This window comes from Saccharothrix tamanrassetensis (genome assembly GCF_014203665.1).
GTDB classification, from domain to species: domain Bacteria; phylum Actinomycetota; class Actinomycetes; order Mycobacteriales; family Pseudonocardiaceae; genus Actinosynnema; species Actinosynnema tamanrassetense.
In genome coordinates, this window is record NZ_JACHJN010000012.1 from 85,425 (window position 1) to 100,085 (window position 14,661).

Here is a 14,661-nt window from a genome sequence, read left to right on the forward strand (position 1 = left end):
CGTGGAACTGACCGGTTTCGACACCCACCTGCTGAGCTTCCGGGTGCGGGTCGGGAGCATCCGGGCGTTCGTCGACCGGATCGCGGAGCAGTGGCCGGACCTGCTGGTCTCGGTCAGCGCCGACCAGGACGCCGGCTACCTGCCGTGGCGGTCCGGGGAGGTCTCCTTCGGCGACCCGGAGGGCGAGGTCTACCTCGTGCGCGACGACCGCATGCGACGGTCGCAGGAGGAGTCGGGCTACGTCGTGGACGACGATGGCGCGAGCCCGATCGCGCTGTACTACAACCGCGCGGCCGACGTGGTGGAGGTCAGGATCGTCGAGGAGTGGCCCACGGGCGCGGAGGGGCAGTCGGAGACCGACGCGTACCCGGCCGAGGTGGTGTCCGCGGAGACCTTCGCGGTCACCCTGGTCACCGCGGAGGACCCGGCCGAGGACGAGTTCGCCCGAGGGGTCCTGGACGTCCTCAAGGAATGTCTTCGCACGGCGCGCTGAGCGCCCGGGCCGGCCGGTAGGGGTACCGGCCGGCCCGGCAGTGCGGAACCGCGGCGCGCGGGAGGCGCGCGTTCGTCCGGAAACGACACAGGGGGTCAGCATGGTGAAACGGGGCATTCTCACAGGGTTGGGCGCGGTCGCCCTGGCGGCGGCCGCGGCGGTGGCCGTGGTGCCGGCGGCGTCGGCGGCGCAGCGGCTGCCGCTGTCGGGCTTCGGTGACATCGCGGTCGACAGCGCGCACCAGCGGGTGTTCGTCTCGGGCGGCGCGTCGTCGAACGGCATCGTGGTCGCCGACTTCTCCGGTCGGGTCCGGTCGACGATCCAGAACCAGCCCGGCGCCGACGGCCTGGAGCTGAGCGCGGACGGCACCCGGCTGTACGTGGCGCTGTCGGCGGGCGACGGCATCTCGGTGATCGACACGTCGACCCTGGCGGAGACCGCGCGGTACTCCACAGGGGCGGGGACGTGTCCGACGCACCTGGCCCGCACCGGTGGCGTGGTGTGGTTCGGCTACGGCTGCGTCGACGGCAACTGGTCGGGCAAGATCGGCCGGCTGGACCCGGCGGCCGGCCAACCCGTGCAGGGTGAGCAGCAGGGTGCGGTGCGGTTCCAGCGGGCCCCGCTGCTCGCGTCCTCCAACGCCGACACCGGTCCGCTGGTGGCCGGGCAGCTGTCGCTGAGCCAGTCGTCGGTGCAGGTGTACACCGTCTCCGGCGGCACGTTGACGGCGAGTGCGACCACCGACGCGGTGGGGGCCGGCCTGACCGACCTCGACGTGACGCCGGACGGGGCGACGCTGTTCAGCGCGGCCGGCTCGCGTGACCGGGTCGAGGCGTTCGCGACCGCCGACCTGGCACGCCGGGGCGCGTACGCGACCCGTCCGCGACCGTCGGCGGTCTCGCTGTCCCCGGACGCCGCGTACGTGGCGACCGGCGCGCTGACCACCGACGGCAACGACGTCCTGGTCTACGAGGTGGGCGGCGCCACGCCGGTGAACACCGTCGCCCTGGACAGCGGCGAGACCGTCCAGCCGCGCGGCCTGGCCTGGTCGGCCGACCAGCGCACGCTGTTCGTGGTCACCCGCCACAACAACGACCCCGAACCGCGCCTGGAGGTCGAGCGCTACCCGACCGACTGACAGGGCTTTCTCGCCTCGCCCGATCCGTCGGGTGAGGCAAGGAAACCGACCACCTTCCGGGCGTCCCGCACGATCAGCGGGGCGCCCGGTCGCGTGCTGTGGTTTGAGGCGGACCGAAACCGGGAAATGGTGGCGAGGCCGGGCGATCCGGTTCCGTGGCGTGCTGGGGGTGGGCGTGTCTCTGCAGGTGGCCGGTGGTGGTGTGGTCGTGTCGCTCAAGCGGGCGGGAACGACCTCTGTGCTGGTGGTGCGCGGGTGTGTCGACGCCGAGGCGGTTCCCGCACTCCGGGAGGCGGCGGACGCGCTCGTGGAGGGCGCGGGTGGCGCCGTGGTGGACCTCAGCGACCTCTCGTTCTTCTCCTCGGCGGCCGTCGAGGTGCTGGTGGCGGTGAGTCGACGGCTGGCGGCGCGCGGTTCGCGGCTGCACCTGGTCGTCTCACCGGTCGTCCACCGAGTGCTCTGCCGGGAGGGCGCGGAGGCGTTGTTCGAACTGCACGAGTTCCCCGCGGAGGCGGAGGAGGCGGCCGGCGCGCGACGCGACCACCCGGTGTTGCTCTCGACGTACAGGTGGACTGCGCCGACCGCGCCCGGTGAAGCGGCGGCGCGGGCTGTGACCTCCTGCGTGTGACCGGGGCCGACGAGCGCTCCGGGCACCGGTCGGTCCGTCGGCTCCTCAGCACCGTCCGTCGAGGACGAAGTTCCTTCGGATACGCCGCTGATCGAGCGCGCAAGCCGTAGGGCCGCCGACCTTCATCCATCGGTGCGTTTCCCGGTGGACGTGCAAGCGGACGGTGTCCGCGCGGACCCGGTGTGCGGTCGGATCAGCCGTTCGCGTCCACCTCATCGAGCGATTACCGCTACCACGCTGCGGAACTAGCGTCGGGAGACGCGATGTCGGTCCGACCGAGGAGGTCCGTGGTGCGGGTTCAACCGTGGCTGGTGGTGCTGACGTTGGCGGGGACGCTCGTGGGCGCCCATCAGGTTGTCGACGTGCGCGCCCATCAGGTCGTCGACCGGGAGGCCACGGTGGAGTTGACGGCCAAGCGGACGCTGATGTCGGCACCCGCGAACATCTCGGTGGGTGGTGGGTTCGTCAGCGGCGGTGAACTGATGGACGGCCAGGGCGGTGCCAAGGTCGGCGAAGGGTTCTCCCACTGCGGCGTGCTGGCGGTGTCGGTGACGGTGCCCCCGGAGGTGACGGCGCACTGCACGAGCACCTTCCGGCTGGCGGACGGTGACCTGCACCTGTCCTCGCTGCGGGCCTACAAGTCGATGGCCGGCGGCTTCGGTGACACGACCATGGCGGTCATCGGCGGTACCGGCAAGTACGCCGGCGCACGCGGTGAGGGCAAGGCCACCAGGGCGACCGCAGCGGGCAAGGCGGACGCGGTCTACAGGTTCACCATCACGCTGGTGGGCTGAGCAGCAGTTCACCGCCGACGGGCACGACCGGCGCGCGGCGGTTGTCCACGACCACCAGCTCCGGCCGAGGCCCGGCCTGCCACTGGCCGCCCGCCAGCGGGATCCGGGCCACTCCCGGCACGGGACCACCGGCCCAGTCGAGCGAGCCGACCGCCGTCTCCAGCCTGGCGCCCGCCAGCACCTCGGCCGTGCCGGCGCGGGTGGCCGAGGCGGCGACCGCGTGGCAGGCCACCTCCAGCGCAGCGTGCGCCACACCGACGGGTTGCAGCCACGGCGAGCCGGTCGCCGTCTCGTAGGCGGTGGCCAGGTCGCGGCCGCTGCCACCGCGATGATCGAGGTCGGGGGTCCAGTAGACGATCGTGGCGACCCGGTCCAGCAGCGCGTGCCGGGCCACCCCGAACGGATAGGTCAGCCAGCGCGAACAGGTGACCAGCCGGGGCCGGACCCGGCCGATGGCCGTCGCGAGATCACCCGCGGTCGCGGCCGAGGTCACCACGCCCACGCCCGCCAGGTCGGGCAGCTCACCGCCGTGCTCCCGGTAGGACAGGTCCACCAGCCGGTGCCCGCGCGCCTCGGCGACGGGTCGGAACCAGCGCCGCAGCGCCCGGCCCTGCGTGCCGTCGTTCCACAGGCAGCCCACCGTGAGGGCCGGGCCCAGGCGTTCCCACAGGTCGGCGAACACCGCCGCGATGTCATCCAGACCCCAGCTGAAGTGGAACGCCCACCCCGGCCGGTGAGCGTCGCCGAACACCTCGTCGGCGAACACCTGCCACGGCAGGGTCGTGGACACGCACGGCACTTCCCGCTCGGTGCACGCACGCGCGACCGCGGGCAGCGTCTCCGTGCCGCCCAACGTCACCACCACCCGGACGCCCGCGTCCGCCAGCGACAGCGCGGCGGCACGGGCACCTTCGGGGGTCGAGGCGCTGTCGCGCACCAGTACGTCAACGGGCCAGGGCAGGGCACGGGCGACGAAGTCCAGCGGCACACCCAGCGGCGCGAGCCTTCCGGTCGCCGCGCGAACGACCCCGATCAGCGGTCGTGGCACGGCGGCACCGTATCGACCGCCCGGCCACCACGATCGGGCGATCCCCGCGCATCACCCCGACCGCGTTGGCCGGTGACAGCGGAGCTTGAGCCGGTGAACACGTCCCCGTGGTCACGGGCAATCTTCAGGCGGGCGGCGGGTTGTCGAGGAGTACCACTCCATACTGAGCCAGGAGGTCGGCGTGCTCCGTGTCGCGACGCGCGTCGGCGGGTCCGATCGACTGGAAGTAGCCCTCGATGGCTCCGGGATTGTTGATGACCAGGACCTCTGCGGTCGTCGTGATGGGTTGGAACGTGTGGGGGACGAAGCGCGGTCCGTAGACGTAGGCGCCGGCCTCGGCGTCGTGCACGTCGCACTCGTCGAGCGAGTTCGATCCCACCCAGAAGCGGACTCGACCCGATAAGACCACCCAGCTCTCGTCCTCGCGACTGTGGCTGTGCAGTGGTGGCGCGGCGTCGCGGCGCATGACGAGCCGCAGGACGCTGACCGCGCCGCTGGTCTCGGCGGTCGACACGACCTGCTCGTTCGTGTTGTCGTAGTAGCGGTAGACCTTGCCGCCACCCGGGTTCCGTACTAAGGCAATGCTCATTCGAGACCCCTTCCCCTCCCCGGTCGCTCGCACGAGGGCTGCGTGTGCGTCGATCCCGGCTGGGCGGTGGTCACCTGACACGACCGTCACCACGCACGGCCCGGCATCGGCGACCGTCCACCACGAATCTTGTTGAATATTCAACCACTGAAGCCTGTTGACCGCAACGATGGACAACCCCTGACACGTAACCAGTGAGGAGCAGACCGACGTGGTGCCGTTGGGTACCACCCCGATCAGGCGACGCGGCAAACCGTGCGCGGGTGGCTCTCGTCGTCGGAGAGGAACGACGCCGGTACCTGCGCCTGGTCGGGTGACGGTGGTGCGGTCGGCTCGGAAGAAGCGGCGTAGCGGGGGCGGGGCTTCCCGGGAAAGCCCCGCCCCGTGGGGCTAGCTCAGCTCGGCGCAGGTTCTCGCGTCCGGGTCCTGGGCCGCCTTCGGCACCCAGCGGACGTTCGCGAACGACGCCTGGAACGGGCCGTCGGTGAACACCAGGAATGGGATGTTGACCTTCTCCGCGTCCAGACCGGCCGCCGTCAGGCAGGAGACCGGGATCTTCATGGTCGCCTTCTGCCCCACTGGCAGGTCGGTGAACACCTTGGTGGCGTTGACCTCGGCGAGGCACGGCCACGAGCAGTGCGCGCCCAGCGCCGTCCGATTGGTCGGAGGCTGGTGCACGACCACGTCGAACACCACCGCGGCGTTCGCGTTGAGGTAGCCGCGCAGGTCCGCACCGCCGGCGGGGTTCGCCAGGTAGATCTGACCCGGGCCGGTGCCTGTCCACGTGACCTTCAACGCGTCGCCCGACGCGTTGACGTCCGCCGGTACGACGGAGACCGTGCTGTGCGCCGCCGTGCCGTCCGAACCGATCTCGGTGCCGTCCCAGTTGTCCGGCGATGACAGGTAGCCCCGGTACGGTGCGATGTCCTTGCGCACGAACAACTCCAGGTCCTCGGTCGCCGTGCCACCGCCGCCGTCGTCATCGCACCCGGCTTGCGGCGAGGTCTCGTCCAACTGCCCGATCGTGGTGCGCTGCCACGACTTCAAGCCGTATCCCGGCTTGAACAGCGGGTCGTAGCCCTCCTGCCCGGGGTTGAGCGAGGTCTGGCAGGCGCTGCGTGGCCACGAGTAGGACAGTGTCCCGGTGAAGCCCGGGTAGGTGTAACGCCCGCGCACCAACAGGTCCGCGATGCCGCCGCCCTCGGTGCCGGGCAGCCACGACGCCACGAACGCGTCGGACCGGTTCAGTTCCTTGTTGACGTACAACGGCCGGCCCGACAGGTACACCGTCACGACCGGCGCGCCGCGACCGCGCACCTTGTCCAGCACGGCCAAGTCCTGCGGATACAGCTTGGCCGCTTCGAGGGTGCGCCTGCCGAGGTCGCCGGTCCCCTCGGCGTACGGGGTTTCCCCGATCACCGCCACGACCGCGTCGAACCCGGCCGGGTCCACGTCGCCGGTTTCGCTGAACGTCACGTTCTCCTCGCCCAACGCTTGGCGCAGGCCGCCGAGGACGGTGGTGCCGTGGGGGAAGTCCGCGTTGGTGTTTCCGGTGCCCTGCCAGGTCAACGTCCAGCCGCCGGTCTGGTTCTGGAGGCTGTCCGCGCTCTTGCCGACCACCAGCACCTTCGAGTGCGGCTTCAACGGCAACACGCCGCCGTTGTTCTTCAGCAGAACCTGGGATTCGCGCACCGCTTGACGGGCGACCTTGCGCGCTCCCAATGCCTTCTCGTTCCCCGCGCCCGGTCGCGCGGAGGGCTTCTCGCCGTCCAGCACACCCGCCCGCAGCTTGACCCGCAGGATCCGGGTCACCGCGTCGTCGATGCGCGCCAACGGGATCTGCCCACCCTCGACCTGGGCCACCGTGCCGGCGATGAACTCCTTCCAGTCGGTCGGGACCATCGCCACGTCGATGCCCGCGTTGATCGCCTGCGGGCACGAGTAGTTCGAACAACCGGCGACCTGGCCGATGCCGTTCCAGTCGGACACGACGAGACCGTCGAAGCCCATCTTGTCCTTGAGGACGTCGTTCAGGGCCAACCTGCTGCCGTGCAGCTTGCCTTCGCCGATGCCGAGTTCCGCGTTCACCCAGCTGCCGAGCGACACCATCACGGTCTGCGCGCCCGCCCCCAGCGCGCCGTAGTAGCCCTGACCGTGCTTGTTGATCATCTCGGCGACGGAGGACGGGTTCACGCCCTGGTCCCGACCGCCGAGCGTGCCGCCGTCACCGATGAAGTACTTGGCCGTGGACAGCACGTCCACTCGCCGCCGGTCCGAACCCTGCAGGCCCTTCACGGCCTCGTAGCCGTACGCGCGGGTGATCCGCGGGTCCTCGGAGTACCCCTCGTACGTGCGGCCCCAGCGGTCGTCCTGCGGCACGGCCAACGTGGGCGCGAACGTCCAGTCCTGGCCCGTGGCGCGCAGCTGCTCTGCGGTGGCCTCGCCGATGTCGCGGACCAGGCACGGGTCGTGTGCCGCGCCCAGACCGATGTTGTGCGGGAAGATCGTCGCGCCGTGGACGTTGTTGTTGCCGTGCACCGCGCCGGTGCCCCAGAGCACCGGGATTCCGGTGCGCGAGGTGGTGGACGCGGTCCAGTACGCGTCGGCGAGGTCGAGCCACGCCCTGGGCGTGGCGTGCTTGTCCCCACCCGGCCACGAACCGGCGCTGTTCAGGACCGAGCCGATGCCGTACGCGCGCACCTCGTCCGGCGTGATCGCGGTGATCTCGGGCTGCGTCATCTGGCCGACCTTCTCGGCCAACGTCATCGAGCCGAGGAGCTTCCTGATCCTCTGCTCGTCGCCCGCGCCCGACTTGACGCGGCTGTCCACTCTCGGCCAGTCGGACAGCACCGGCAACGACTTCTCGATCCGGGCGCACCCGTTCTCGGTGCGCGGCTCGCCCACCACCGGTCCCTTCGGGGAGGCATCGGCGCCGGCGCTGATGAGTCCGGCGGCGAGCACCGCGGCGAGCACGGCGCCCAGGTGTCTGCGTGACATCGGCAAGTCCGTTCATCGACATGCGGCGGCATGGCTGCCCGATCCTCACGAAACCACCGGGGCGCGGTCAAGATCGACAACAGGGCGCTCCCTCGCAGGTGTTAGGGCTAACGGCGTCACCCCGAAGGCAGCCGAGTCGTCTTCCGGGTGTGACGCGGCCAGGTGCCGGCGGCGGGCGGCGGGTGTGCCGTAGCGGGAAGCCTCCTTCCGGTGCAGGTCACGGGGGCTGTTGCCGCACTCGGCCTCGTGGGACGGCTGGTGGACCTCGGTGTCGGGCATCGCAGGGCGCCCGCCGTACGAGCCTTCGGCTTTGCGAGGGCGGCCCGGTGGTGGATCGGATCATCGTCGCCTCGATCCACTGAGGATGGGTCGTCTCGATCCACTGTCGGCACGGGTACCGTGTTGCGCACGATGTTCAGTTCAGTGACGCCCGGCGGGCACTTGGGCGAGTTCGTGGCCTTGCTCTGGCTGCACGAGTCCGCAGGCCCGGGGCAGGGAGCGGAACTGCGGCTGCCGACCGGCACGGTCGAGCTCGTGGTCAATCTCGCCGCGGACTCCTTCTGGATGTCCGACGACGCCGGTGTGCGGCGACGTCATTCCGGCACGTTGGTAGCCGGGCCGTACCGGCGCGCCTACGTCCTGGAGGCCACGCAGCAGACGCACGTCATCGGCGCGGTGTTCCGGCCCGGCCGGGCGCGGGCCTTGGTCGACGTGCCGCTGCACGAGCTCTCCGATCGCCACGTCGCCCTGGAGGACCTCTGGGGCCTCGGCGCCACGCGGGTGCGTGAGCAGGTGCTCGCCGCACCCGGTGCGACGGGCAAGTTGCGGGTGCTCGAAGCAGCGCTGAGCGACCGGTTGACGGGCTCGGGTCAGGCCGCTCACCCGCTGGTCGCCGCGGCGACCGGGTGGCTCTCCCGGATGCCTGAACGTCCCGGCGTCGGCGAACTCGGTGACCGGCTGGGACTGACCTCCCGCCGCGTGCAGCAGGTGTTCCGCGCCGAAGTCGGGCTCAGCCCCAAGGGCTACCAGCGTCTGCAGCGCTTCCGCTCGGTGCTCGACGGCATCGACCGGGTCGATCGGGTCGGCTGGTCGGCCTTCGCGGTGGAGCGCGGCTACTACGACCAAGCGCACCTCGATCGCGACTTCCACGCCCACAGCGGACTGTCGCCCACCGCGTACCTGCGGGGCCGGGGAAGACGGATCAACCACGTGCCACTGCCGCAGTAGCCCGTTTCGCATTCGTCCAAGACGCCGTGCGCGCTTGCGCAGCAGGCTCGTGGACATGGTCGACAACGATTCATGAGGCTCACGGACGTCGGGTCGGCCTCCGGTCAGCTTCGTCGGCCGGCACCAGCCCATCACTGCTGTCGAGTACCACCAGCGCAACCGAGGAGGTCGTTGCTTTGTCCGTGACGAGGATCGTGGCATACGCCCAGGGAACCGATCTGCCTGCCTCACAGGCGTTCTACACCGAGGTGCTGGGCCTGGAGGTCGTCATGCGGGAGCCCGTGCTCGGGCTGGCTTCGCCGGTCAACCCGTCGACGCAGGTCATCATCCCTCCGGCCGGGATGGAGGACCCCGCCCCGAGCTTCGGCCTCGACCTCGGCGACCCGGCGGCCGTCGACGCCGCGCACGCGGCGGCCCTGGAGCGAGGTCTCCGCGTGGTGTATCCCATCAGGGACGAGCCGTGGGGTGTGCGCCGCTTCTTCGTCGAGGACCCCGGCGGCACGATCATCAACGTCCTCGCGCACCTCTCGTGAGCGCGTCGGAACCGGTGTCAACCTTTCGGGCGGTCAGGTCGGTTACATGAGGTAGACGACCGGCCGGGTGAAGGGCAGCGGGTGGCCAGTGGCGATGAGGGCGGCTATGGGGAGTTCGTGCGCACGGGCTACGAGGGGTGGTTCCGGTATGCGGTCGCGTTGACCGGTGGGGACCGGGACCGGGCGTACGACCTGGTGCAGGAGGCGCTCGCGCGGTGCCTGCGGCGAGCCGGCAAGGAGCGGACGGAGCTGTCCGCCGCGTACGTGTACGCGGCGGTGCTGAACGTGTTCCGGGACGGGTTGCGCCGCGGGGAGCGCTCGTTGCGGCGGGAGTTGGCCGCGGCCGTGCCGGACGTCGTGCCGGACGTGGCCGATCCGGTGGTGGACCGGGCGCGGGTGATGCGGCTGTTGGGGCAGGTGTCGACGAGGCAGCGGGAGGTGCTCGCGGCGCGGTTCCTGCTGGATCTCAGCGAGCGGGACGCCGCCCGGTTGCTGGGGTGCTCGGTCGGGTCGGTGAAGACGCTGGCCTCGCGGGGGCTGGCCAGGCTGCGGGTGCTGCTGGGGACGAGGGAAGGGGCTGGGGTCGATGGGTGAGCGGGACGGACAGGGCCGGGACCGCGTGGCCGTCGACGCCGCTGCCGCCCGGGATGCGCGGTTCGGGCAGGCGTTGAGGGCTGCCCTGCTGGACGCTCCCGACGGTGTCCCGGACCCGGAACGGGTGGAGGCCGCGGTTCGGGCGGCGGGGGCGACACCCGTCGCGCGCTCGCGGAGGGGGGTGTGGCTGGCCGCGGGTGTGGTGACGGTCCTATTGGTCGGGGTGGCGGCCGGTTGGCAGTTCACGCGCCGAGGGTCGGGCCCGGAGTCGACGACTGTGCCCGTCCTGCAGTTCACGCCGGGGGAGGAGCGCAACCCGCAGGTGCTGCTGTCGGGGTTGGCGGAGCTGGCGGAGAAGCAGCCGGGCCCCGCGGGCTCCGGGCCGTGGCTGTACCGGGTCGGTCGGCAGTGGAACTTCAGCACGTCGGTCGACACCGAGGGGAAGCTGCTCGGGCAGGGGTTGGGGGAGGACTGGTCGCAGTCCTGGACCGGTGGGGACGGCGCGGTCCGGTGGACGCGGGTCTCGGTCGATCCCTCCAGGGGTGCCTGGGAGCCGCTGGCGGTCGACGATCCCGCGAAACGGCAGGAAGATGCGCTGCCGCCGGTCGGCACGGTGTCGGCGGAACAGGTCCGCGAGTGGCTGCTGAAGCAGGTGCGGTCGGGGACCTCCACGAGTCCGGGTGACGAGCGGTCGACCGCCCAGTGGTTCCAGGCGGTGTCCGGTGACCGCGCCGCGGACGACCCGGTGTTCGCGGCCGTCGCGCTGCGGATGCTGGCCTCGTTGCCCGGGATCACCGTGGAGGGAGAAACGCGGGACCGGGCCGGGCGGCGCGCGGTCGCGGTGTCCGCGGTGTCGGAGCTACCCGGTGAACGGTTTCCCAAGCAGCGGCTCTACCTGCTGATCGATCCGCAGACGGGGATGATGCTGGCCGGCGAGACGGTGGGGTTGACCGCCGGCGAGGGCGCGCTGGGCGCGTCGGTGCCGCTTCCCGCCACGCTGGCGTACGACCTGTGGTTCCCCGGGGTGTTCGTCGCGGACAAGCACACCCATGCGTTCCTCGGGGCCGGGCAGGCCGCCGGTGCGGCGCCCGCGTCGGCGGTGCCCGCGGTGCGGGGCCGGGCGTGGTGCTTCAAGTCGGCGGACCTGCGCGACAAGGCCGAGCCGGTGGGGACCGGTGATCCGACCACTCCCCGGGACATCGGCGAGAAGGAACGCGGTCCCGTGGAGGTGTGCTCGCTGACCTGGCAGAGCGACCGCTACGGGTGGACGACCGGCACGGTCGGTCGGAGGAACCAGGGTGACCACCCCGTTCCGCCGTTGGCCGCGTGCGTGCTCACCGAGCGGGTGCCCGGTGTGGAACCGACCACGGTGGCGGCGGTGTTCCCCGGCGGCGAGGGCACGTGCCGCACCCTGGGGCTGCCCGACGCCCAGTGACAAGGTCGTAATCGGCGTTGATGGCGCCCTGCGGACGACAGTAGGGTTCGTCCGTCTCAGGGCGTCGTCCCCGAATCCCACACTGCTTGCCGAAGACCGTGCCTGTGGTGGGAACGGGGCAGTCGTCATCTGCCGGACACATCCGCGCGACGGAACAGGAAGCGGGACGAGAAGATGTCGCCATTCGGACCAGGGGCCGAGACGGCGGTGGGGGAGCACGGGTTCATCGAGGTGACGGGAGCGCGCACGCACAACCTCCGCGACGTGTCGGTGCGCATCCCGCGCGGCCGGCTGGTCGCGTTCACCGGGGTCAGCGGAAGCGGCAAGACGTCACTGGCGCTGGACACCATCCACGCGGAGGCCCAGCAGCGCTACCTGGAGGGGCTGTCGCCGTTCGTGCGGCAGTACATCTCCCAGCGGGACCGGCCCAAGGTCGACCGGATCACCGGGTTGGGCGCGACCCTCGCGGTCGACCAGCGGCGGGTGAACGGCAACCCGCGGTCCACCGTCGCCACCATCACCGGCATCGACGGCCACCTGGGGCTGCTGTACTCGCGGCTGCCCTCGCTCGCCGAGCCGGGGCTGGTGCTGTCCACCGCCCACTTCGACCAGCACAGCCCGGAGGGCGCGTGCCCGCGCTGCCACGGCGCGGGCGGCGAGTGGCGCGCGGCGGTCGACCTGATCATCACCGACCCGGCCAAGCCGCTGTTCGCGGGCGCGTCGCCGTGGTTCGCCAAGTGGCGCTCGACCGAGCACCACTTCGTGCCGGCGCTGGCCGAGAAGCGCGGCGTGGACCTGGACGTGCCGTGGCGGGACCTGCCGGAGCAGTTCCGGCACGAGGTGCTCCACGGCACCGGGGACGAGGTCATCGACGCGAGCTTCACCGCCGAGAACAGGACGAAGACCGGCAGCTGGTCGTTCAGCGACAGCCAACCCATGATCGGCGCGCTGGCCGAGGTGGAGCGGGTGGTGGCCAACGCCGCCACGCCGAGCGCGAAACAGCGGTACGCGCCCTACCTGCGCAAGTCGCCGTGCGAGCGGTGCGGCGGTACGGGTTTCGGTGACGCGGCCCGCACCGTGACGCTGGCCGGGGCCAGCTACGAGCGCCTGGTCGACTGCGACGTGCGCGAGGTGCGCGAGTGGGTGTCGCGGGTCGACGCGGAGCTGACCGGCATGGCGCGCGAGGTGGGCGAGCCGCTGCTGGCGGCCCTGGTCGCGCGGCTGGACCTGTTGGACCGGCTGGGTGTCGCGCACGTGCAGCTCAGCCGCAGCGCGGCGTCGCTGTCCGGTGGCGAGGTGCAGCGCACACGGCTGGCGGCGCAGCTGAGCACCGAGTTGACCGGCATCACGTTCGTGCTCGACGAGCCGGGCACCGGCCTGCACCCGGCGGACAAGGCGCACCTGCTGCGGATCGTCACCGGGCTGCGCGACGCGGGCAACACGGTGCTGCTGGTGGAGCACGACCCGGAGCTGATCGCCCACGCGGACTGGGTGGTCGACATCGGGCCCGGTGCGGGCACCGAGGGAGGTCGCCTGCTGGCCTCCGGACCGCCCGCCGGGATCGCCGCCACCGAGGGCTCGGTCACCGGCCGGTACCTGCGGGGCGGCGGGGCGCGGGTGCACCGCACGCCGCGCCCGGTCGACGCGGGCACCGAGTGGCTGGTGCTGCACGACGTGAAGGTGCACAACGTGGTCGCCGACGCGGTCCGGTTCCCCCTCGGGAAACTGGTGTGCCTGACCGGGGTCAGCGGCAGCGGCAAGAGCAGCCTGCTGCGCGACGCGCTCGGCGGCGGCGTGCGGGCGGCGCTGGCCGGCGAGGCCTGCGAAGCGGTGCACCGGGTGGAGAACGTCGAGCGGGTGGACTGGGTGGCGGTGGTCGACCAGGACCCGATCGGCCGCACACCCCGCTCCAACCCGGCGACCTACACCAAGGCCTTCGACCTCATCCGCAAGCTGTTCGCCGACACCGACCGGGCCCGTGAGCTGGGGTTCACCGCGTCGTCGTTCTCGTTCAACGCGTCCGGCGGGCGTTGCGAGGTGTGCACCGGGCACGGGCGGAAGCTGGTGAACATGCACTTCCTGCCGGACATCTGGGTCACCTGCGACGCGTGCGAGGGGCGTCGGTTCACCGCGGACGTGCTGACCGTGACCTACCGGGACATGACCGTCGACGACGTGCTGCGGCTGACCGTGTCCGAGGCCGTGCGGCGGTTCGACGCGCCGAAGCGGCTCGCGGCCACCCTGCAGGCCCTGGAACAGGTCGGGCTGGGCTACCTTCAGCTGGGGCAGAGCGCGACGGACCTGTCCGGCGGCGAGGCGCAGCGGCTCAAACTGGCGTCGGCGATCCAGCGCGGCCAGGCCGGTCCCGGTCGTGGGCTGGTGGTGATGGACGAACCGGTGTCCGGGCTGCACCCGGCCGACATCCAGCGCGTGGTCGACGCGTTCGAGGTGCTGCTGGCGGCGGGGAACACCGTTGTCGTGGCCGAGCACGACCTGCACCTGGCCGCCGGGGCGGACTGGTTGGTGGACCTCGGTCCCGGTGCGGGCGCGCAGGGCGGGCGGGTGGTGGCCGAGGGCACTCCGGCGGACGTCGCCGACGGGGAGGGCGGGACGGCCGCCTACCTCCGCCGCGTGCGTTCCGGCGAACCGCTGCTGGGAGGGTGACGCTCCCGGTCGCGCGGTGGACCGATCCCACTGCGCGACCGGTGCGGCGGTCCTTCAGTACGGGTGCACGGGTCGGTCGTGCGGAGTGGGCCGGCATGGGACCGGAACTCCGGACGACCGACGCTCCCGCACCGACTGGATGATCTCCCCCACGGCAACGGCGGCCACCCGGACTGGAGCCGTCGGGCCTCAAGAGGGACACGGACAGTGCGCAGCGGTCGACGAAGGTGCTGCCTGCCCCGCGTCTGACTGCGGGCCTTGAAACCCCGGCTGCTCTTCCGCGTATCTGGCTACTACCGCGCGCACCTCTCGCGAGTCGAGGTGATTACCCATGCTGATCTCACCATCAAAGGGCAGAAGTGCTCTGTCTCTCGGAAGCGCAGGCTCTTGGGTCGATGGTGCGCAGCCTAGGACGCCTGCGAGTGGAAGCCGACCAGCTATTCCGAGTAAGGCTCATAAGTGTGCTTCATCACATGAATTAGCTGCACTCCGCGCTCGATCTTCGTTGTATGATCCGATCG

At 71.5% G+C, this 14,661-nt stretch carries 12 protein-coding genes; 9 read left to right on the forward strand and 3 right to left on the reverse strand.

Annotated features, from left to right (window positions below; translation table 11 throughout):
• The first annotated feature begins 1 nt into the window (after nucleotide 1).
• The 4 genes from FHS29_RS30910 (at nucleotide 2) to FHS29_RS30925 (ending at nucleotide 3,053) form a co-directional block, all read left to right on the forward strand.
• Nucleotides 2–493 (forward strand): hypothetical protein, encoded by a 492-nt coding sequence (locus FHS29_RS30910; RefSeq protein ID WP_184696790.1) that lies wholly within the window; start codon nucleotides 2–4, stop codon nucleotides 491–493.
• Between the two features lie 127 nt (nucleotides 494–620).
• Nucleotides 621–1,631 (forward strand): YncE family protein, encoded by a 1,011-nt coding sequence (locus FHS29_RS30915; RefSeq protein ID WP_184696792.1) that lies wholly within the window; start codon nucleotides 621–623, stop codon nucleotides 1,629–1,631.
• Nucleotides 1,632–1,806: 175 nt separating this feature from the next.
• Nucleotides 1,807–2,259: an STAS domain-containing protein gene (locus tag FHS29_RS30920; RefSeq protein WP_184696794.1), complete on the forward strand. Its 453-nt coding sequence runs from the start codon at nucleotides 1,807–1,809 to the stop codon at nucleotides 2,257–2,259.
• Between the two features lie 290 nt (nucleotides 2,260–2,549).
• A complete protein-coding gene (locus FHS29_RS30925; protein WP_184696796.1) occupies nucleotides 2,550–3,053 on the forward strand; it encodes an allene oxide cyclase barrel-like domain-containing protein in 504 nt (167 codons plus the stop codon).
• Here FHS29_RS30925 and FHS29_RS30930 read toward each other — a convergent pair.
• From FHS29_RS30930 to FHS29_RS30940, 3 genes are all read right to left on the reverse strand, one after another.
• On the reverse strand, nucleotides 3,037–4,101 hold the full coding sequence (locus FHS29_RS30930) for an ABC transporter substrate-binding protein (RefSeq protein WP_184696798.1): 1,065 nt from the start codon (nucleotides 4,099–4,101) through the stop codon (nucleotides 3,037–3,039). The genes FHS29_RS30925 and FHS29_RS30930 overlap by 17 nt on opposite strands.
• A 124-nt stretch (nucleotides 4,102–4,225) precedes the next feature.
• The gene (locus FHS29_RS30935) at nucleotides 4,226–4,690 is read right to left on the reverse strand and encodes a cupin domain-containing protein (protein WP_184696800.1); all 465 of its coding nucleotides are present in this window, start codon (nucleotides 4,688–4,690) and stop codon (nucleotides 4,226–4,228) included.
• A 390-nt stretch (nucleotides 4,691–5,080) separates the two neighbouring features.
• Nucleotides 5,081–7,687: a glycoside hydrolase family 3 protein gene (locus FHS29_RS30940; RefSeq protein ID WP_184696803.1), complete on the reverse strand. Its 2,607-nt coding sequence runs from the start codon at nucleotides 7,685–7,687 to the stop codon at nucleotides 5,081–5,083.
• Between the two features lie 411 nt (nucleotides 7,688–8,098).
• Here FHS29_RS30940 and FHS29_RS30945 point away from each other — a divergent pair, with 411 nt between their 5' ends.
• The 5 genes from FHS29_RS30945 (at nucleotide 8,099) to FHS29_RS30965 (ending at nucleotide 14,140) form a co-directional block, all read left to right on the forward strand.
• Nucleotides 8,099–8,914: a DUF6597 domain-containing transcriptional factor gene (locus tag FHS29_RS30945; RefSeq protein ID WP_184696805.1), complete on the forward strand. Its 816-nt coding sequence runs from the start codon at nucleotides 8,099–8,101 to the stop codon at nucleotides 8,912–8,914.
• Nucleotides 8,915–9,096: 182 nt separating this feature from the next.
• Entirely contained in the window at nucleotides 9,097–9,447 is a 351-nt protein-coding gene (locus FHS29_RS30950) for a VOC family protein (RefSeq protein WP_312865177.1), read from the forward strand.
• An 81-nt stretch (nucleotides 9,448–9,528) separates the two neighbouring features.
• Nucleotides 9,529–10,041: an RNA polymerase sigma factor gene (locus FHS29_RS30955; protein WP_184696809.1), complete on the forward strand. Its 513-nt coding sequence runs from the start codon at nucleotides 9,529–9,531 to the stop codon at nucleotides 10,039–10,041.
• Entirely contained in the window at nucleotides 10,034–11,476 is a 1,443-nt protein-coding gene (locus tag FHS29_RS30960; RefSeq protein ID WP_184696812.1) for a hypothetical protein, read from the forward strand. The genes FHS29_RS30955 and FHS29_RS30960 overlap by 8 nt, the downstream gene beginning before the upstream one ends.
• A gap of 174 nt (nucleotides 11,477–11,650) precedes the next feature.
• Nucleotides 11,651–14,140, forward strand: a complete 2,490-nt coding sequence (locus tag FHS29_RS30965) for an excinuclease ABC subunit UvrA (protein WP_184696814.1) — start codon at nucleotides 11,651–11,653, stop codon at nucleotides 14,138–14,140.
• Nucleotides 14,141–14,661 lie beyond the last annotated feature (521 nt).